General features: G+C 55.3%; 14 protein-coding genes and 1 tRNA gene. 6 read left to right on the forward strand and 9 right to left on the reverse strand.

Features of this window, described 5'->3' with window-relative positions:
- The first annotated feature begins 17 nt into the window (after nucleotides 1-17).
- A complete protein-coding gene (locus JO972_RS08650) occupies nucleotides 18-2,117 on the forward strand; it encodes a cytochrome c biogenesis protein (RefSeq protein WP_309489636.1) in 2,100 nt (699 codons plus the stop codon).
- 94 nt (nucleotides 2,118-2,211) lie between these two features.
- Here the strand turns inward: JO972_RS08650 and hemW are convergent, their stop codons facing one another.
- The 4 genes from hemW to mfd all read right to left on the reverse strand — a co-directional run bounded on the left by hemW (nucleotide 2,212) and on the right by mfd (nucleotide 8,506).
- Entirely contained in the window at nucleotides 2,212-3,306 is a 1,095-nt protein-coding gene (gene hemW / locus JO972_RS08655) for a radical SAM family heme chaperone HemW (protein ID WP_309489637.1), read from the reverse strand.
- 75 nt (nucleotides 3,307-3,381) lie between these two features.
- Nucleotides 3,382-4,161: an SDR family NAD(P)-dependent oxidoreductase gene (locus tag JO972_RS08660; RefSeq protein WP_309489638.1), complete on the reverse strand. Its 780-nt coding sequence runs from the start codon at nucleotides 4,159-4,161 to the stop codon at nucleotides 3,382-3,384.
- 103 nt (nucleotides 4,162-4,264) lie between these two features.
- Nucleotides 4,265-5,254: a peptidylprolyl isomerase gene (locus tag JO972_RS08665; RefSeq protein ID WP_309489639.1), complete on the reverse strand. Its 990-nt coding sequence runs from the start codon at nucleotides 5,252-5,254 to the stop codon at nucleotides 4,265-4,267.
- Between the two features lie 114 nt (nucleotides 5,255-5,368).
- Nucleotides 5,369-8,506 carry a transcription-repair coupling factor gene (gene mfd / locus JO972_RS08670; protein WP_309489640.1) on the reverse strand — a complete coding sequence of 1,046 codons (3,138 nt, stop codon included), beginning with the start codon at nucleotides 8,504-8,506 and terminating at the stop codon, nucleotides 5,369-5,371.
- A 292-nt stretch (nucleotides 8,507-8,798) separates the two neighbouring features.
- On the opposite strand from mfd, the gene JO972_RS08675 reads away from it, so the two are divergent.
- The 3 genes from JO972_RS08675 to JO972_RS08685 are packed head-to-tail and all read left to right on the forward strand — an operon-like array spanning nucleotide 8,799 to nucleotide 10,585.
- The gene (locus JO972_RS08675; protein ID WP_309489641.1) at nucleotides 8,799-9,803 is read left to right on the forward strand and encodes an N-acetylmuramoyl-L-alanine amidase; all 1,005 of its coding nucleotides are present in this window, start codon (nucleotides 8,799-8,801) and stop codon (nucleotides 9,801-9,803) included.
- Nucleotides 9,804-9,815: 12 nt separating this feature from the next.
- The gene (locus JO972_RS08680) at nucleotides 9,816-10,178 is read left to right on the forward strand and encodes a YkgJ family cysteine cluster protein (RefSeq protein ID WP_309489642.1); all 363 of its coding nucleotides are present in this window, start codon (nucleotides 9,816-9,818) and stop codon (nucleotides 10,176-10,178) included.
- Between the two features lie 35 nt (nucleotides 10,179-10,213).
- The gene (locus tag JO972_RS08685; protein WP_309489643.1) at nucleotides 10,214-10,585 is read left to right on the forward strand and encodes a hypothetical protein; all 372 of its coding nucleotides are present in this window, start codon (nucleotides 10,214-10,216) and stop codon (nucleotides 10,583-10,585) included.
- A gap of 40 nt (nucleotides 10,586-10,625) precedes the next feature.
- Here JO972_RS08685 and JO972_RS08690 read toward each other — a convergent pair whose 3' ends face one another.
- The 5 genes from JO972_RS08690 to ypfJ form a co-directional block, all read right to left on the reverse strand.
- Nucleotides 10,626-10,949, reverse strand: coding sequence for a hypothetical protein (locus JO972_RS08690; RefSeq protein ID WP_309489644.1), 324 nt, complete (start codon nucleotides 10,947-10,949; stop codon nucleotides 10,626-10,628).
- A 237-nt stretch (nucleotides 10,950-11,186) separates the two neighbouring features.
- Nucleotides 11,187-13,949 (reverse strand): [protein-PII] uridylyltransferase, encoded by a 2,763-nt coding sequence (glnD, locus tag JO972_RS08695; RefSeq protein WP_309489645.1) that lies wholly within the window; start codon nucleotides 13,947-13,949, stop codon nucleotides 11,187-11,189.
- 36 nt (nucleotides 13,950-13,985) lie between these two features.
- Nucleotides 13,986-15,737: a DNA polymerase/3'-5' exonuclease PolX gene (gene polX / locus JO972_RS08700; RefSeq protein ID WP_309489646.1), complete on the reverse strand. Its 1,752-nt coding sequence runs from the start codon at nucleotides 15,735-15,737 to the stop codon at nucleotides 13,986-13,988.
- 16 nt (nucleotides 15,738-15,753) lie between these two features.
- Nucleotides 15,754-16,269: a hypothetical protein gene (locus JO972_RS08705; RefSeq protein ID WP_309489647.1), complete on the reverse strand. Its 516-nt coding sequence runs from the start codon at nucleotides 16,267-16,269 to the stop codon at nucleotides 15,754-15,756.
- Nucleotides 16,270-16,344: 75 nt separating this feature from the next.
- Complete coding sequence (ypfJ, locus tag JO972_RS08710; protein ID WP_309489648.1) at nucleotides 16,345-17,274, reverse strand: KPN_02809 family neutral zinc metallopeptidase; 930 nt, start codon at nucleotides 17,272-17,274, stop codon at nucleotides 16,345-16,347.
- Nucleotides 17,275-17,422: 148 nt separating this feature from the next.
- On the opposite strand from ypfJ, the gene JO972_RS08715 reads away from it, so the two are divergent.
- Nucleotides 17,423-17,496 (forward strand) — tRNA-Ile (locus tag JO972_RS08715).
- Between the two features lie 628 nt (nucleotides 17,497-18,124).
- Nucleotides 18,125-18,982: a hypothetical protein gene (locus JO972_RS08720; RefSeq protein ID WP_309489649.1), complete on the forward strand. Its 858-nt coding sequence runs from the start codon at nucleotides 18,125-18,127 to the stop codon at nucleotides 18,980-18,982.
- The last annotated feature ends 206 nt before the right edge of the window (nucleotides 18,983-19,188 follow it).

The following is a 19,188-nucleotide window of genomic DNA, read 5'->3' on the forward strand; positions in this document are numbered from 1 at the left end:
TAACCATTTCTGTGACCATGCAAGAAAACGAAATTCACTACCGCAAGCAACGCTCCAAGATGGGACGTTGGGCAGCCTTCATCCTCGTGCTGCTCTTCCTCGGCGGCTACGGGCTCTACACCATGCGGAAAAATGTGGTGTCTGCCAAGCCTGCCGAGATCGAGGGCTACCAAGTCTGGAAAGACAAGGCGCTTGATGCCTCCCGCGATATTGCGGTGCAGGACGGCGGTCGAATCAAACCTTTTTCCACCTGGGCCGGGTTCACCATGCTGAAGCTCCACGGCGCACGCAGCATGAAGATTTCAGTCGATGGCGAGAAGGTTAAGCTAGGGCCTGAAGCGGTGTTGTTAGACTGCTTGTTCCGCCCGGAGATGGCCAAGGACTTGCCTATTTTCCGCATCGACGACGCTAATGTCATCACCACCCTGGCCACTCACGACCTTCCTGAGGAGGTGCGTCGCGCGTCGGGGATCGATGATGCTTCCCTGGAGGCCGCGGTGAAGGAGCTGGAGAAGAAGAAAAACCGTCGCGATCGATACAGTTACAACGAGCTGGAACCTATCGCCCCCGCCTTGCTTGCCAAGGTGCAACAGATCCGCAAGAACCAGCCTGAGAAAGCCAAGATGACATCCGATCACCGTCGCACTGTGGACTTGGGTGAAAAAGTCTGGATGTTCATGCAGCTGATTTACCACATGGACTTCGCCAGAGCGGATGTCGAGATTAAGGAAGGCACTCCGGTGGTCGATAAGAAAAGTATGCAGCGCATGAGCTACTGGATTCGGTCCTTTCCTCTGCTCGCCGATGCGGTGCGCCAGATGGACCCGACCGGGCAGAAGCTGCCGCCGCATTTACGCAGTCTGTTTTCGGACCTTGAACTACGCATGCGCCGCTCGTCCGAAAACATCAACATCCTGCCACCTTACGAAGAAGACGAAAAAGTCTGGCTCCCCGTGGGCAAACGCATCGAGAAAGTGGTCAGTGGCAATCGCGAACACGCCGATGAGCTGATCGCCGATATGGAGATGCTGGAAGACGCCACCATCGCCCTGCGGGAAAAAGGTCAGAGTGCCTTTGCCGACGAGCTCAACGAGTGGAAAAAATCGGTGCACGGGCGCATTGGCAAAGACGCCACTTCCAAGCTCTCTACTGAGGTGGCTTATGCCAAGATGGATTACTTCTTCCGCTCGCTGGTGATCTTTATCTTCGCTTTCATCCTTATCATGTTCGGCTGGCTGGCACCACGCAGTCTGGGTGCGAAGATTTGTAACATCCTGGCCGCTGGCTTGGCGGTGATCGCACTCGCATTGATGATTGCAGGAATCACGCACCGCTGCATCATCATGGAGCGTTCGCCGGTGGGGAACCTCTACGATACCATCCTGTTCATCGCCACCACCGGAGTGCTGGTGCTGCTTCTTGTCGAGCTGATGACACGCCGCGCGGTGGCTCTCGGTCTTGCTGTTTTCATGGGGCTGGCCTGCATGTTCTTGGCTCGCCGTTACGAAATTGGTGACGCCAAAGACCATATGGATCCTCTGGTGGCGGTGTTGAAATCGAACTTCTGGTTGTCGACCCACGTGGTCACGGTGACCATCGGTTACATGGGAGGACTCGCTGCGGCGGGGCTCTCGGTGATCTATCTTTTCGCTCGGGTGTTGGGCATCGACGAAGGAGATGCCAAGTTCCGCCGTGCGATGACTCGCATTGCCTACGGCATGGTTTGTTTCACCCTCTTCTTCAGTCTGATTGGCACCGTGTTAGGTGGTATTTGGGCCAACGATTCCTGGGGCCGCTTCTGGGGCTGGGATCCCAAGGAAAACGGAGCTTTGATGATCGTGCTCTGGTGCCTGGTGGTGCTACACGCCCGCCTCGCCGGTTACCTGCGCGAGTGGGGCATCCACATCGCCGCTGTGTTCGGAGCAAACATCGTCGCCTTCTCCTGGTGGCACGTGAATTCACTCAGCACCGGGTTGCACTCCTACGGATTCATCGATGGCCTCGGTGTGATCTGGGGCTTCTACGGCCTAATGACCGGCGTCTGCCTCATGGGCATGATCGCCGCGGTAGTGACCAGAGCGAACAAGCCGATTAATCAGAGTTTGGAAGCTGGTTAGGGCTTCGATTTCGCTTTGATGGTGTAGGGACGCGGATGGCGTTGCCCGGCAGCATGAGGCTATGCTGCCCTACCTCCTAGCTTCGCTACGGGGGTTAGACGAGTTTTTCGGCGATGGCGTCGACTAAGAGGATGCCGGTGTTAATCAGGCGGAGCTTGCCGTCCTTGATTTCTGCCAGTTCGTTCTCGATCAGGGTGTCTACTTCGCCTTCTGGAGAGCCTTCGAGGTAGTGATCCGGCAGGCCTTCCGTGGTGCGCAGCAGGAGGGCGATGCGCTCGATGCGATACGCTTCGGCATCGATAATTTCCTCCTCGCGCTTGGCGTGGCCCACGGTGTTGATGGCGTGGATGTAGCCGGCGGTGTCAGGGAGATTGCGCCAGCGCCGATCGCCAACGGTCGCGACCGCCGAAGGTCCGAGGCCGAGGTAATCGATCCCCTGCCAGTAACTTTGATTGTGCCGCGACTCCATACCGGGTTGCGCGTAGTTAGAGGTTTCGTAGTGCAGGAAACCGGCGGCCGTCAGGGTGTCGTGGGCTTGCTGGAATTGGACCGCATTGGTGTCTTCGCTCTGTGCGTAGTCACCTTGGGTTAGTTTTTCAATGAACTCGGTGTCCTCCTCGTAGGTGAGGTTGTAGGCGGAAATGTGGTCGGGCTTCAGTGCCACCGCCGTGTCCAGGCTATGTTGCCAATCGGCGTTGCTGAGGCCGGGGATGGAGAACATCAGATCGATGTTGATTTCGTCCATGCCGGCATCGCGTAGGATTCTCACCGATTCGGCGGCCTGCTCAGGGTTGTGTTCACGGCCGAGGGTTTTCAGCACATGATCGTTAAAGGACTGGATCCCCAGCGATGTCCGGTTGACTCCGAGTTCTTTGAATAGGGCGGCTTTGTTGGGGCCGAAGGTGGCAGGATTCGCCTCCATCGTGATGTGAGTGTTTTCTAACGGTAGCGTCCGGTGGAAGCCTTCGAAAAGCTCTGTGAGATGTTTCGGCGATAGCATCGATGGCGTGCCGCCGCCGAGGTAGAGGGTGTCGATGGGTGGCAGGCTGCTAGAAGACGCTGTCTCTTTCGCCTCGTGCAGGATGGCACGGATAAACGCCTGGATATCGGTATCCCCGGGCGTGTGTTTGTAGAAGGAGCAGTAGGGACAGATCCGGTGACAAAAAGGGATGTGGACGTAGAGAATCAAACTTTGTGATTTAAGTCCCAATAACCAAGGGGGAGATGGCTTGCACAGCTGGTAGTGAGCTCGTCTCTGCCGGGTCTAGATGGTCATCGCGGAAAATCCGCCATCAATGACGATCTCTGAGCCGGTGATGAATGAGGACGCGGCGTTGGATGCCAGCAGCAGAGTTGCACCGGTGAGCTCATTGGCCATGCCGAAGCGTGACATTGGCGTGTGGCGAAGGATTTCCAGTGCGCGTGTTTCATCGCCTTTTTGGGAAGCCTGGGCGGATGGGAAGAAGCCGGGGACCAGGGTGTTTACACGGATATCGTGCTCGGCCCACTCGCGCGCGAGGTTCTTGCTGAGGTTATGCACCGCGGCCTTGGCGGCGGAGTAGGTGAACAGACCAGAGATGGGCATCTTTCCTGCCATCGATCCCATGTTGATGATGCTGCTGGGCTCGTGACGTTTGATGAAGTAATCACCGAAGATCTGGCAAGCACGGAACACGCTGTGGAAGTTGATGTCCATAAGGCGGGCGTATTCCTCTTCGTCAATCTCGAGGAAAGGAGTGCCGGAGCCAAGACCGGCACCATTGACGAGGATATCTACTTTTCCAGAGCGGGAAACCACCTCGGAGAGAAGGTCCTCGAGGTCGCTGCGCTTGCTGACATCGGCTTGGTAAAACCACGACTTGCCACCGATCTCATCGATCGCGGCGAGCTTTTCAATCGCGCTTTCGGGATTCCGTCCGACGAGGATGACCTCGGCTCCCGCCTGAGCGAGGGCGATGCCCATGCAGCCGCAAAGATTGCCTGTGCCGCCGATGACCACGGCGACCTGGCCCTTGAGATTGTAGAGTGAATTAAGAAAGTCCATGGTGTTCTAAATGTTCGGAAAGTGAGATGAGAGAATGGCGGAATCGGGTGTAGGGACTGAGGGTTCCATTTCGAAATCCCTCATGCCACCTGCCATTTTGAAATTAGATTTTCTTCTGAATCATCGCATTGCTGCGGAGGCGTTTCATCCAGCGGTCATGCTTGGCCTTGTTCTTGCGAGCGCGGACGCGGGACTCGATGACCTTGCGCACCTTGCTGAGAGGAGGCACTGGGCCGTAGCGTTTTTTATCGACGCGCACGATGGTAAACCCGCGCCCGTCTTCAAGTGGCCCGAGCACCTTGCCTTCGGGGGTTTCCATGAGGATAGAGGCGAAGGCGGGTGAGAGATCGGTGCGTTTCTGATTGACGATCTTACCTCCGTCTTCGGCGTAGGAGTCGGCAGAGTATTCTTTGGCCAGAGTGGCAAAGTCCTCTCCCTTTTTCAGACGGTCAACGATGCTTTCAGCAAGTTCCAGCTGCACCTTGGGGGTGACCAGTGCATTGCTGGGGTCATTTTTGAGAATGTAAATCTTGTGGTAGTCCATGGCATCGCCTGACTGATCACGCATTTTCAGCTTATGGCGGTTGTACTCTGCCTGCACTTCGCTGGGCAGTGGAGGCACGGCATTTTTGAACTGTTGGGCACGCATCGCCTGAACGATCAGCTTTTTCTCAGTCTCTTTGCGGTGTTGGGATGGGGTGACGCCTGCTTCCTTGAGCGACTTGTTGAATTCTCTGCGGCTGTTGTTATAAAGTTCGCGCACTTGGCGATCGATCTCGGAGTCGATGGCGTGGGCTGGGATGCTGCCTTTGATGGAGTGCTTGAATTCCGACAGGATGAGCTCGCGCTCGATCAGGTTTTCAAGGATTTCGCCGCGGGCTTTGGAGAGCAGCTGGTTGTATTGAGTGCCTTTTCGTGGCATGGCTGCATCGAGCTGCTGGCGGTAGGGCGTGAGGTGGTAATTGACCTCATTGATCGTGATCACCGAACCATTCACCTTGGCAGCAATGCCGGTGACTTGACGAGCATCCGCCGTGACGGCGAGCATGGGGAGAAGGGCGGCAATGACGAAGAGTCGCTGAATGAATTTCATAACTTAGGAAAATGTGGGGGTCGATTTCGTGAGGACACGAATAGTGTGCGAAATATTGCGCCGTCTGGCAAGGATTCATCAAATAGACGGCATGAAGACCATGATTTGTTCAAATTATATCGATCTTAACATTTCCAATGTCTCTGCCAATTTTTCTTCCGGAGTGATCGATTTCAAGCGGGGAAATCGCTTGCCGGTGAGGAAAATATATTCGCCGTTGCGCGTTAGCATCAGGCGTTGTTCGCGGATTTCCACAGTGGAAATTCCGGCCGCCGCCGCGGCGAGTTTCACGGCGGTGGCGGTGAGCAGATTGGCGGTGGACTCCGGAGGCCTTCCAAATCGGTCGATCCAGCGGGTTTTCAGATTTTTCAGCTCCTTCTGAGTGACCAATTCCGCGAGCTCTTTGTAGGCGGAAATTCGCAACCTCGCTTCCGGCATGTAGCTCGCGGGAAGGTAGGCGGGGAGGTTGCCAATACGATCGTCGCCCGTCTCGTCGCCGGACGCCTGGATGTATTCGGCTTCGCTGAAACAGATGAAATCCGCCCGAAATGTGACGTCCACACGCTCGGTGATTTTTCCGTCACGTAAGCGATCGATCGACTGCCGAAGCAGCTGACAATACAAATCGAAGCCGACGGCGGCGATGTGGCCGGACTGTTTGGTGCCGAGCAAATTGCCAGCTCCCCGGATTTCCAGATCGCGCATGGCAATCTTAAATCCCGAGCCCAGGGCGGTGTATTGCTGGATGGCGTTGATGCGTTTGCGGGCGTCGCCCTGGATGAGATCCGAGGGGAGGAGCAAGACGGCATAGGCCTGACCTCCGGCACGACCGACCCGACCACGAAGCTGATAGAGATCGGCGAGGCCAAAGCGATCGGCTCGATCGATGATGATGGTATTGGCGTTGGGGATATCGATGCCGCTCTCGATGATGGTGGTGGCTAACAAGATGTCCGCCTCGCCGGAAACGAAGCTGCGCATGACCACTTCCAGCTCGTCCTTTTCCATCTGGCCGTGGCCAACGACGATGGAGGCTTCCGGCACGAGCTTTTTCAACCCGGCCTGCACCACATCGATGCTCTGCACCCGATTGTGCAAAAAGAACACCTGCCCGCCGCGCTTGAGTTCGCGGCGGATGGCATCGCGGATGATGCGCTGGTCGTAGCCGTGGATGGAGGTATTGATAGGCACCTTACCGGGCAGCGGGGTGTCGATGGTCGACATATCACGCGCGCCCATCAGTGAGAGGTAGAGGGTGCGTGGAATGGGGGTGGCGGAGAGCGTGAGGACGTCGATGTTGCGGAACATTTCCTTGAAGCGCTCCTTGTGTTTGACGCCGAAGCGTTGTTCTTCATCGACGATGGCCACGCCGAGATCCTTGTAGTTCACATCCTTGGAAATCAGCCGGTGGGTGCCGATGACGATGTCGACGCTGCCGTCGGCCAGACCTTTTAACGTTTCCTTCACCTCACGGGTGCTGCGGAAGCGGTTGAGCAGCTCGATGCGGACCGGGTAGTCGCTCATGCGCTCGCGGAAGGTGCGCCAGTGCTGCTCGGCGAGCACGGTGGTGGGCACCAGGACGGCGGCCTGTTTGCCACCGGTCACCGCTTTGAACGCCGCGCGGATCGCGACCTCGGTTTTGCCAAAGCCGACGTCGCCACAGATCAGGCGGTCCATCGGCTTGGGCGATTCCATATCGGCCTTCATGTCCTCAATGGCATCGCGCTGGCCGGCGGTGATGGTGTGGTGGAATGAGTTCTCAAACTCCCACATCCAGCGGCTGTCTGGCGGGTGGCAGTAACCTGGCTGGGTATTGCGCTCGGCCTGCATCTGCAGAAGTTTCGCGGCGTAATCGAGGATGGATTTCTCCGCAGAATGCTTCGCCTTGGTCCAGGCGGCGGTGCCCAGACGATTCAACTCCGGATCCTTGCCGCCGAGGCCGACGTATTTTGAAAGCAGATGCGAGTGGTCTAACGGAACGCTGAGAATGGCGCCATCGCGGTAACGGATGTGGATTTCCTCGTGGCCGTCCTCATCGCGATCGATGCCTTGAAATCTCCCGACGCCATACTCGGTGTGCACCACCAGATCGCCCTTGCTGATGTCTTCCAGCGCGGTTTGCTGTCTGGCGCGGCGTTGGTGATCGATCCGTGATGCGCGCTTTCGCGTCTGCGGCGTCTGGTAGCGACCGAACAATTCCGCCGAGGAGAGAAAAGCCAGCTTGGCTGCCGGCACGGTGAATCCCTGAACCAGATCACCGGCGAGTGGGGTGATAGCCCCGGAGGTGAAGAAATCTTGATCGACCAATTCCTCAAAACGACTGCGTTCACCTTGGTTGGCAAAGGTGAGGAAAATCTGCCAGTGGTCCTGGCGCCAGTCGGCAATTTGTTGGAAAAAGCGATGTCGTCTGGTTTCGTTGAGGATGAAATCTCCGGCATCGAACACACCGAGGGGAGTGCCCGGGCAGATCGATTCGCTGTCGCCCGCTTGCCGGATGTAAGCGTGGGCGTCAGCTGGCGTCTCCTCATCGCCTGCGGCGAGCCAGCGGTCGTTGGGCCGAATGTAGTCGCGCACCGTCGCGGTCTGTTCCGGCTCGGCAATGGTGATTTCAGCGGTCTTGACCTTGCGGGTGGAGACCTGGGTATCGATGTCAAACTCGCGCAGGGAATCAATTTCGGTATCGAAAAATTCCATCCGCAGCGGTGCGGCCGCGTGCCAGGAGAACAGATCCATGATGCCGCCGCGCCGAGCGACCTGACCGTGGGCATGCACCTGGGTGACCCGCTCGTAGCCGTGGTCGAGTAGACGTTTTTCTAACAAGTCTGGATCGAGGTCGTCACCTAGGTGGATCGCCTGCGCCGATTCCCGCAGCGTTTCTGGCGACGGAGATGGGGCGTCCAGCGCGTCGGGTGAAAGGATGACCACCTGGCTTTTGTTTCCCACGGGGGCTGAGCTGAGCACATTCATCACGTCCAGCCGCTCGGCGATGGTTTCCGGTGGGATGGAAAGTTGGTCGTCCTCGGATTCCGGCAGATCCGGGAGCAGCAGCGGGCGAATGTTCCATAGGTCCAGCTCCACTGCGATACGGTCTCGGACCCGTGGGTTCGCATGAGTGAGCCAGACCCGACTGCCGGATTCGGCATCCGCGAGTGCCCTGCTGCAGAGCGCGGCGATGAAGGAAAGGGCGGCGTTATCGACCGGAGCAAAGCTCGGGGGCCCGGCCCCACGTACAAAATCCTCCAGCCGATGCACGAACGGCGGAGCGGTCAGGGCCTCACTCAATCCAGGTAGCAATGGACCAGATTGAGGAGGTGATGAATGTGGAGTCTTCGTCGACACCTAGCGTTGATATAGTGCCTGAATCAGGGATGTGCAAGTCGTGTGATCTGGAGTGAATCGCTTTCTGTGACTGATAATCAAGCTGCAGGGAGTTTTTTAGAATCGTCGCTTTATTTGATTGATAATGTGAGGTATAGGTCGAGCCATGGATTTTGGGAGTGATGTGGAGAATCGTTTTTGGCCACAAAAATGGCCAATGGTGGCAATGTTAGGAATTATTTGGGGCTTGGCCGCCTGTTCCTCATCACCGGATTATACCAGTGGTGACCGCTCGGCTGCCGGCTCGGATTACGCCGCCACAGCGTCCAGTGGTCACGGTCTCGCCGCATCTGCGCCGCGTAAAAGTTCCTCGTCGCTTTATCGTGAAGTGAATGTCAAAAAGTCGTTCATCCCCAAAGGGAAGCACGCGCGGAAATACCGCCGCCGATTGAATCCTAAATACATCACCATCCACAGCACTCAGAATTACTCGTCCAGTGCCGATGCCTGGCGTCACTCACTTGCGCTGAACAATGGCAAGCTCCGCGCGTCCAAGCGCAAGGGGGGAAACCGGATCGGCTATCTCACATGGCACTATACCGTCGATCAATACCGCGCTGTGCAGCACCTTCCATGCAATGAGCAAGGGGAGCATGCCGACTTCGATGGCCCGGGGAACAACTACAGTCTCGCCATTGAGATGTGTGAAAACAGAGGCAACAGCCGCGCAGCCACCATCGAACGCACTGCCAAGCTCTCGGCCTGGTTGATGAAGGAGTATGACATTCCTCTGCGCAATGTCGTGCCGCATTACCACTGGGAACGCAAGGGACTGAGCAAACCTCATAAAAACTGCCCGCATTTCTTGTTAGATAATGGTCGCCCAGGGGCTAAATGGCAATGGTTCTTGGCGAAGGTAAACAAGTATTACAAATCCATCACCAGCGGTAGCCCAACGCTGGTCAGCACCACTACGGTGAATACGCGACCGATTCCTGTCATCACCCAAGCCCAGCCGAGGGTGCTTCAGTCCACTCCTCGTCCAACGGTTCGCAAAACGACGACGACTCGATCAAAGCCGAAACCCAAAGTGCGTTATCACACCGTTCGCCGTGGCGACACGCTTTATTCACTTTCACGCAAGTATGGCACCAGCGTGACGGCTATTCAAAAAGCCAATGGCATGAAAAGCACGCTGCTGATCAATGGCAAGCGACTGCGTATTCCTTAACTGTTAGTAAACATGGAAGTGTATCCAGATACGTGGTTTCAATGTGACCGCTGCACGGCCTGCTGTAAATGGCCTGGTGATGTTAAAGTGGACGATGATGAGGTCGAGAAGATCGCCTCATTTGTTGGCATGGAGACTCAGGACTTTATCGATCAATACACCCGTCTGCGCACGAATCGCACCGGGCTCTCATTGATTGAAAAAGAGAATCATGAGTGTATCATGTTAGAAAATGGGGGTTGCCGGATCAATCCGGTGAAGCCTGAACAGTGCCGTGGTTTTCCTAACAAATGGAATTTCCCCGGATGGCAGAAAGTTTGCCATGCGAAAGCAATCCCTATGCAGAAAGCGAAGGAAATGGGGCTCGTCCAGTAAGGTGGATAGAGACCGGTGCCTCATTTTTTAGACCAATGCTTCACTGGAATAAAAATCCGAATCGGCATGTAGCCACCGATCTCAATACGCTCTCTGACCCTCCCAATGGTGGCGTGTTCAAACTAGTCTTGTTAGGCGTTTTGCTGCCAGGCTGGATAATGTATCATGCCTCAGAAGCATGGCTAAACGAATCGGCCATTTGGTATGGGCAATCGACTGATGTCACTTTGTCCGGTCCGGCTGCGCGCGCCATGGCCATCGTTTACGGCGGTGTTGCACTGTTCTGTCACTTTCGATGGTTCTGGGGACTCCAGGGCTATTACCGCACATGGGAGATTGGCACCATCGTAGCGCTGTTAGGATTTGTAGGAGGCTTGATTACCGCGCTGGTATTGGCTTTTTATTAAGTCCAATGAAGGCGTTGAGTTGCGTTGGAGCGGAGACTGACTATCGGAGCCCCTCGGACTTAACGTTCAGAATATATTCTAACACCTGCTGGCCTTCTGATTGGGTAATCCCTGCGTGTGTGGCCATCGCTGGAACGGTCATGGACCATTTTTTCTCAGAAAGTGATGTGGGGTCAGCCTGTTGATGGCATTGGTAGCAGGTTTTCATGTAGAGGCTGTGCCCCTCATGCTTGGTGAGGTCCGTATTTTTTACCGGTTCATACGGCATCACTGGCTTGAAAGGAGCCTCTTTGGGTTCATCTTGTGTGCTGCAGGACAGGGTGATGGCAGCGAGGAGAAGTCCGAGTGGATAGAGTGCTTTCATGAGCTTGAGAGGTGGCCGTTGGTAGTTTGGGTGAGGGTGCAATGTTTAGTGGCTGTCAGGTGACGCCTTGAGTCCAAACAAGCACCGTGAAAATCCCGAACGAATAAGCACAGAGTGAAGAGAAAGCGCTGTGATGACAAGGTGATTCTCACCCAGCGTGGTTGTCTGTTAGGTGTGACGGTGCCTACGTTTTGCTGCAAGTATCCATTTGGCTGAAACTTGCGGAGGTTCCGCTCCTTATCCTACCAAAGCGGTCAATGAGGTCTCGATTTCTATCTGTTTCTCTTCTTCCTCGATCTTCGAGCCATCCGGCCAAGTGACGTAGAGGGTGTCCATCGCGGCTCCTTTTTCCGTACAAATACGGGCGTGCACGGTGGCGAGGCCGAGCTCACCAACGGCGAGGAAGAGGTCGTGCAGTAGACCGATGCGGTCGAGCGCCTGGATCTCGATGGCGGTGCAGGTTGGGCTGATCTCGTTATTGACGTAAACTCGCGTGGGGAAGGGGATGCCACCCTCGGATTTATCGTCGTGCAGCAGGTTGGTTTTCGGTTTGAGATACTTCGCGGCCTGGTAGTCCTTATGGGGATCCGGGTCTTTATTGAGCGCACGGAAGGTCTCGATGACCTTTTGTCGCGAGCGTTCGTTAGAGACAGGGCCCATTTCCGGTGTGCAAATTTGGAACAAATCGCAGACCACGCCATCCATGCGGGTGTAGACATCGGCGGCGATGATGTTGATGTTGGCGTTGGCCAGGGCGCAGCACATTTTCTCGCAGAAAAGTGGTCGGTTCCACGCGGTCACCACCAGCTCGGTGAGTGAGCGGTTGTCGCGATCGATCCAGCTGAGGTCGCACTCAAAGCCGCCGTTCGAGCGAGCATCGCGTGAGAGGAACTTCTGGATCGAGCGGATGTGGCTGGCGATGTTACGGGCATCGCGGAAGCGGAAGTAGGCCGATGGCATTTGCTCGAAATGCTTGGTCATCTGCTCGTGGAATGATTTGGGGAGCTTTTTGCGGCAGGTTTCCAACAGCTCCACCTTGTTATCATCCATCACTGTCTTGAAGTGCTCCTTGCCTTTCTTGAGCCACAGGCGAGTGGCGTGATAGAGCTGGAGCATCAGGGTTTCCTTCCACGGCGACCAGGCTTCGTCGTTAGTGCCATTGGAATCGGCCCAGGTAAATAGCAGCAGGGCGTCCAGGTTGCGTTTGTTTTTCATCAGCCCGGCAAACTCCTCAATGACGGACAAGTCCTCGAGGTTGCGGCTGGTGGCAAAGCGCCAAAAGGTCAGATGGTGATCGACCAAAAACATGATCATCGCACGGCGGCCACCACGCACTTGGAGGCGACGGCAAACTCGGTCGGCAAGCATGGTCGATCCGTCGATGTGTTCGCGGACATTTTCGGCGCGACCCGAGTCGTGCAGCAGAATGGCGAGATAGAGTGCGTAGGGGTCCTGGATCTCGTGGAGCAATCGGCGGTAGAGTTTGCGACCAGGGTCGGCGTCCTCCGGTTGACCGACCAAGCTGTCTAGCTGGTCCACGCAGCGCAGGGTGTGCTCGTCCGCTGTGTAGCGGTGGAAGAACTCGTGCTGCACCAGGCAGTCCATGGCACCAAACTCGGGCATGTAGTTGTCTAACACCTTGGTGCGGTGCATCAGACGCAGGATGCGGCCGACCTCACCTTTGCGTTCAAGGATCGCGCGGAAGGTCTCGCGATTATCCACGCTGTAGCGGAAAGCTCGGTCGATTTTCTTGCTCTCGCGGTGAATGTATTTGCGCGCCTGCGGGCTGAGCTCGAGCGAGCGGATCTGGCAGTGCTGGAACAGCCGCATCAGACGGTTTGGTTCCTCGCTGAGCACGTCTTTCTGCTCCAAGAAAATTCGGCCGTTGCGCGAGTAGAAGCCATCGAACTTTTCGGTTTTATCCTTTTTGGTGGCAAAGGGGATTTTCCCTAACAATCCACCACTGCTTTGGTTTTCATGTTCGATTTCAAAGTATTCCATCAGCGAGGTGCTGTGGCGGAAAATGGCGCGGGTGTGGCGGTAGTAATCGCGCATGAATGCCTCGCAGCGGCGCAGGATGGTTTTCTGCGGGTATTTAAAATTGGTAGCGACCACTCCCTGGAGTCGCAGGGTCAAGATGTCGGTGCCACGGCCACTTTCGTAGTGCAGTTCATTACGAACGCGGTGGAGGAAATCGTATCCCTCGTTGAGCTGGCGGCAGGTGCTGGCAGTGATGATCTTGGCGTTGGCAAGTTCCTCGATGGAAGTGAAGCCACGTTTGACCCGAGCCACCCAGAGCACATTCTGGTAGTCGCGGAGGCCACCGCAGCTTTCCTTCACATGAGGTTCTTGCAGGAAGACGGTGTAGGAATACTTGCTGTGCCGGCGGCGCAGGTCTTCACGGCGGAGATCGAAAAAGGCCTCCTGACCTTTCTGCACACATTCCTTTTCAAAGCGCTGTTCGAAATCGGCAAAGAGCTCCTTGTCCCCCGCGATGTAACGGGCGTCCATCAGGGCGGTTTTGTTTTGTTGGTCCTTGCGTGCTTCGCCGATGCATTCGGCGATGGAGCGCGACGCGTGCCCCACCTTGAAGCCGGCGTCCCAGAGGATGTAGAGGATTTCCTCGATGATGGTGGAGAGCGCCTTGGTGACCTTGTTGGCCGAACGAGGCAGCAGGAAAAGGAGGTCCAAATCGGAGCTCGGGTTCAGGTGTCTGCGCCCAAAACCACCTTGAGCCACCAGAGTCATCACCGGTGCCTCGCCCTCGTGTCTGCCAATGGCTGTCTGGAACATCACATCCAGAATGATGTCTAACAAGTCAGCGCGAGCTTGGGCAATCTCGACACCGCTGCCACCTGCATCGTGGCGTTTTTTGATCAGGCCCTCTTCTTTTTTGATGAACTGCATGACCACCCCAGCACTTTCAGTGCGGGTCAACTGTCCGTTGACGATGGCTTTGAGTTCTTGCTGGGCGCGTTCTTTGAGTTCTGTTAGGGGCACGGTTGTTTGGATAAATTTTGAGGGTGAAAAAGAATGTCAGGCGCGCATCCGTTGCTCTTTCGGAAGCTTCAGCCAGCGCTGGACTTCATCGAGTGTCATGCAATTCAGCACGTCTTCTCTGCGTAGCCAGCCTTTGCGTGCAAGGCGTATGCCATATGCGAGGTATTGCAGCTGTTCTGTGGCATGCGCATCGGGGTTGATGGAGGTCATCAAACCCTTGTCGCGGGCGCGTTGCCAGTGACGCCAGTCCATGTCGAGCCGGCGTGGGTTGCAGTTGAGCTCGATGATGGTGCCGGTGCGGATGGCGCAGTCGATCACCTTGTCCACGTCCACGGCGTAGCCTTCGCGGCGGAGGAGCAGTCGACCCGTCAAGTGACCGATCATGGTAACGTGCGGGTTTTCCATCGCCTTGATGATGCGAGCCGTCATTTCCTTCTCGGGCAGCTGGAACGAGCCATGGATGGATGCCACCGAGTAGTCCAACTGTTCTAACACATCGTCTTCAAAATCAAGCGATCCGTCTTTGAGGATATCTACTTCGGTGCCGGTGAAAATCTGGAAGTCGTCCCAAGATTGGTTGAGCTCCTGGATGGCGGCCACCTGCTTGAGCAGTCGATCCGGGTACAGCCCGTTTGCTTGGAACTGGGATTTCGAGTGATCGGCGATGCCTAAATATTGCAATCCCAGATCGCGGGCGGCCTCGGCCATTTCCTCCAGGGTGTTTTTGCCGTCGGAAGCGGTTGTGTGATTGTGGAAGGTGCCGCGCAGGTTTTCCAGCTCGACCAGGCGGGGGATCTCTCCGGCTTCGGCGGCCTCGATTTCGCCCCGATTCTCGCGAAGTTCGGGGGGGATGCGATCGAGCTCCAAGATGCGGTAAATATCGGCCTCCTCCTTGACGGCGGGGGCGGCCGGCGAGGTTTTGTCTTTCGGCGTGAAGCCGTATTCATTTAGCGACCAACCATGCTTCAAGGCTCGCGAGCGGAGAGCCACGTTGTGCTCCTTGCTGCCTGAGAAATATTGCAGGGCAAAGGGGAATTGCTCGTTGGACACGGCGCGCAGATCGCACTGCAGACCGTTGGCCAGTCGGACTGAGGCCTTGGTGCTGCCGCAGACGATCACCGAGTCGACCTCGGGCAGTTGGCTGAAATACTCGGTCATCTCCGCCGGCTTGGGCGTGGCGACGAGGAAATCGATATCGTGCAGCACCTCCTTGCTCCGTCGGTAAGAACCAGCGATCTCGACTCGCAAACTGTCCGGGTGCTGGCGCAGGTTTTCCAACATACTCTCGGCGATCGGTGCGATGTCGCCGAGGCGGAAGAGATCGGCGAATTGCTCTTTCAGCGCGATGGCTTCGAGTAGCTTCTCGATGGATTTTTTACCAAAACCGGGCAGTCCGGCGGCGGAGCCATCGGTGCAGGCGGTTTTCAAGGCCTCAATGGAATCGACGCCGAGCTGATCATAGAGGGCGCGGACTTTTTTCGGTCCCAGCCCTTGGATGCCGAAGAGATCGAACAGCCCCTCTGGAAACTCGGCGCGGAGGTTTTGGTGGAATTTGAGTTCTCCGGTGCTGGCGAGCTCGTGGAGTTTTTCCTGCAGGGCCTTGCCGATGCCCTTGATGCCATCGAGCTCGTTGGCGGCCGCTTTTTTCACGATGTCGCCATCGTAGTTGCGCACCGTTTCCGCGCCATTGCGGTAGGCTCGGGTCTTGAATGGGTTCTCGCCTTTAATTTCTAACAATAAGGCGATTTCATCCAGAACGGCAGCGATGTCATCGCGTGAGATAGCCATTTTAATCGTGGTGAGGTTAGCGTTTGACCAGCGTCAGGCTCTGCGGGTTGTAGTGGTCCTTGGGGCCGAACAGCCAGCCTGGACGTTTATTCACTACCTCGTAACCGGTGAGCATGAATTCGGGTAGGATCTGGTTGGAGTTCACCTCGTAGACTTTTTCGCCAGTGTAGTATCCGTAAATGCGGTATTCGTAATTGTTATCGTAGCCGAAACGCTGGCCGACCGGGCCGTTCTCCGGCAGGCGATCCGGGCAGAGTTTTTTACTTTCATTCATCACCACCAACTGTGAAGTGCTGGCGCTCTGGCGAGGTTTGCGAAGGTAGCCCCAGAAGCGGGTTTTTTCGACGTGGTAGCGGCGCCCGTAGAAGAAAGATCCGGTGGGTTCGTTGGCGATCTGGGCCTTGCGTTCGGCGACGCTGGGGCCACCCATGTTGGCGGGGCCGTAGATTGCTCCTCTGGAGCCACCAGTAGAACAAGAATTCAGGAGGCCGGCGGCCAAGAGCGGGACAAGAAGTAACAGTGATTTCCACATGCCGCTATCCTTGGTGAGAATGGCTCTTAGGTCAAGGCGTCATAGCTTTCCAAGCTCCGCGGAAGTGGCATCGGCTTAGAGCTCGTTGTAGGGCACGTCGAAGGTGTTTCCATCGCGGATGCGGCCACTTTGATAGCCACGCATGAACCAGCGTTTGCGCTGCTCCGAGGTGCCGTGGGTGAAGAGGTCCGGCTGCACGTGGCCGTGACTGTGCTGCTGGATGCGGTCGTCACCGATAGCTTCGGCGCAGCGCATGGCCTCCTCGATGTCGCCATTTTCCAGAAAGTTGAATTTCTCCTGCCCATGATGGGCGAAAACGCCGGCGAGGAAGTCTGCCTGCAGCTCCAGTCGCACTGAGAGCCGATTGTATTCGGTCTTGGAAATACGCCCCTGTTGGCCGTGCACTTTATCGGTCAGGCCAAGAAGCTTCTGAATGTGGTGGCCGACTTCATGGGCAATTACGTAGGCCTGAGCGAAGTCACCTTTCGCTTTGAAACGTTGTTCCAGCTCACTAAAGAATGAGGGATCGATGTAGATGGTTTCGTTGGCAGGTAGGTAGAAGGGGCCCATCTGAGCGTCCGCTATGCCACCGGGGGTGGAAGTGCGCTGGGTATAAACCACCATCTTGGCGGGTCGGTAGGTCAGCCCCTCGGCGGCCATGATCTTGGCCCAGATCGTTTCGTTGTCCCCTTTGAGCGTCTTGAGATACTCGAACATCTCTTGTTCGGCGGCGGTCGGTTGGTAGTCTTTCTGGCTCACCACCTGACTGCTGCCACCTCCCGGAGTGGACATGAACAAGCTGATGGGGTTGATTTTGAACATGAAACAGGCAGCGATCACACCGACGATTAAAATTAGCTTGGTCTTGCCGCTGCCACGCCGGAATAAGGCGAACAATAGGCTGCCGATGGCTCCTCCAGCGACCGGGCCACCACCGCCGCCGCGGACTGTAGTGCCTCGCCGATCCTCGACGTTTGAACTTTGTTTTCTCCCTTTCCAGCGCATGATTGAATGTGATTGATATGATCTAAGTCCGCATGAGGGGGCTGTGTCAAGGTTGGTGAAATAGCAAGGTCGCTGGAAGTGGCCTGACATTCGTTAAATATGGCATTGTCAAGTGGCAGTCGGTGGCTATATTCGCGCCGCATTCAAGGGGGCTGTAGCTCAGTTGGTTAGAGCAGGGGACTCATAATCCCTTGGTCCAGGGTTCAAGTCCCTGCGGCCCTACTTATTCTTTGTTGATGGCACGTGTTGAGCTTATCTTATCCATGTTCATAGGTTTAAGTGTTTGATGTTAACGCCTTGTGATTTCTTTGTTCACAGATGTGGGAAAAATTCCCTGACGAGTGCTATCTTCAAGTTCTAGGGAATGATGGACTTCTCTTCACTATTTTTCGTAGAAATAAGGTCTTAATCTTGTGGCTACCGATGCTAAAGTGATAGTGTCTCGTTGAGGGGAAATGTGAGGTATGTTAGAGGAGGGGAAGCATGTGAATTAGGCTCAAATTTGTCTTTAATGATCTTACTAAAGCGCGAAAATAGTTTGTTTGATGACATGGTTTGAATTCATTTTTGCGCAAAGTTTTCTAGATTCCCAATCTAGCAGTTATCTGTTTTGATTATCGTAAATCTACTTTCGAATAAACCTAACAAATATCTACCTCTGATGTGAGAGGTAAATATTCATAGATGGTGAACTATCCCTGCTTTGGGACAGGTTTCAATAGAGAAATTACTTCCTCTCCTGCCATGGGGCTATTTAGGTTGTTCGTATATCGCTGTCAGATGCCTATCTGGATGAGTAGGGAACTGACTGTGCTGCGTGCAGTTCGCAATAATAAACAATGAATGGATTATGAAAAAAGATAACATACGCAACCTACTTCTTATAACAACCTCTGCGCTAATGTGTAGCTCACCCCTCTATGGCTCGCTCGTGATCTATGAACCGTTCGATGATCTTGATGATCCCTTAACAGGTAATAGCACCGGATTGGGGCTAGATGGGACTTGGGCTACTAATGACAATGCATTTGAAGTTGCAGGGGGGCTTACATATGGCTCACTCGTCGTTTCAGGAGGCAGTGCAAAACGTACTGCTGATGCTAGGGCTGGCGCATCAGCTTCTATATCGAGTTCAGCTCTCTCTGGCACAGGGCTGCTTGATGATGGTGCTACCCTATGGTTCAGTGTGCTCGTTGGGGCAGATCCGAGCTTAGGTTCTAATGACCGGTGGGTGATGTCTCTGGGGACCGGCACAATTCACAGCGGAAACGTAGGCATGAGCGGTTCAGGCAGCGGTATAGGATTTGTGATCAACGGGTCAAATGGTGGAGCCCTGAGCGCAACCACTTGGTCAGGAGGTGATGAGACTTTGGAGGACAGCACCACAAACATGCTTACTGCTGGAGAGACCTCGCTGATTGTCGGTAAAATTACATGGGGAATAGGAGGGAGCGATGACACCATCGATCTATTTGTCGTTGGAACCGACCTCACATTACCAGCCCTTGCTGATAGTTCTGGGTCTGCGGCCTTGGATCAATCCACCTTTGATACCCTTGCTTTTGCTGGTAAAGATCAGACTCAGTTTGATGAGATTCGTTTTGGAACAAGCTATGACGAGGTGGTAGTTACAGCTATACCTGAGCCATCGAGTTCTACGTTCGTTGGTCTAACAGGTTTCGCTCTGTTGCTGCGTCGCCGAAGATAACGAAGGTCTCATGCTTTTCTTCGAAACTGCACGGGGGGCAACGAAGGCCGCCCCGTTTTTTTAACAGCTATGTACAAGGGGCGCAAACCTACCAAATACAGGAATGGTTGTTATGCTCTTATTGATTGCGTGACAACGATCACTTGCTTTGATTCAGCATAAATCTTTTGGGGCCATTCGACTGGGTGAGAGGGATGACCTCAATC

This window comes from Oceaniferula flava (genome assembly GCF_016811075.1).
Classification (GTDB): Bacteria; Verrucomicrobiota; Verrucomicrobiia; order Verrucomicrobiales; family Akkermansiaceae; genus Oceaniferula; species Oceaniferula flava.

Excerpts from the sequence above, each read along its gene's own strand:
- JO972_RS08680 (WP_309489642.1), top strand. The coding sequence starts at position 9,816 with ATGGAAGTGTATCCAGATACGTGGTTTCAATGTGACCGCTGCACGGCC.
- JO972_RS08685 (WP_309489643.1), top strand. The coding sequence starts at position 10,214 with ATGCTTCACTGGAATAAAAATCCGAATCGGCATGTAGCCACCGATCTC.
- JO972_RS08690 (WP_309489644.1), bottom strand. The coding sequence starts at position 10,949 with ATGAAAGCACTCTATCCACTCGGACTTCTCCTCGCTGCCATCACCCTG.
- JO972_RS08705 (WP_309489647.1), bottom strand. The coding sequence starts at position 16,269 with ATGTGGAAATCACTGTTACTTCTTGTCCCGCTCTTGGCCGCCGGCCTC.
- ypfJ (WP_309489648.1), bottom strand. The coding sequence starts at position 17,274 with ATGCGCTGGAAAGGGAGAAAACAAAGTTCAAACGTCGAGGATCGGCGA.
- JO972_RS08720 (WP_309489649.1), top strand. The coding sequence starts at position 18,125 with ATGAAAAAAGATAACATACGCAACCTACTTCTTATAACAACCTCTGCG.
- polX (WP_309489646.1), bottom strand. The coding sequence starts at position 15,737 with ATGGCTATCTCACGCGATGACATCGCTGCCGTTCTGGATGAAATCGCC.
- JO972_RS08650 (WP_309489636.1), top strand. The coding sequence starts at position 18 with ATGCAAGAAAACGAAATTCACTACCGCAAGCAACGCTCCAAGATGGGA.
- JO972_RS08675 (WP_309489641.1), top strand. The coding sequence starts at position 8,799 with ATGTTAGGAATTATTTGGGGCTTGGCCGCCTGTTCCTCATCACCGGAT.
- JO972_RS08660 (WP_309489638.1), bottom strand. The coding sequence starts at position 4,161 with ATGGACTTTCTTAATTCACTCTACAATCTCAAGGGCCAGGTCGCCGTG.
- JO972_RS08665 (WP_309489639.1), bottom strand. The coding sequence starts at position 5,254 with ATGAAATTCATTCAGCGACTCTTCGTCATTGCCGCCCTTCTCCCCATG.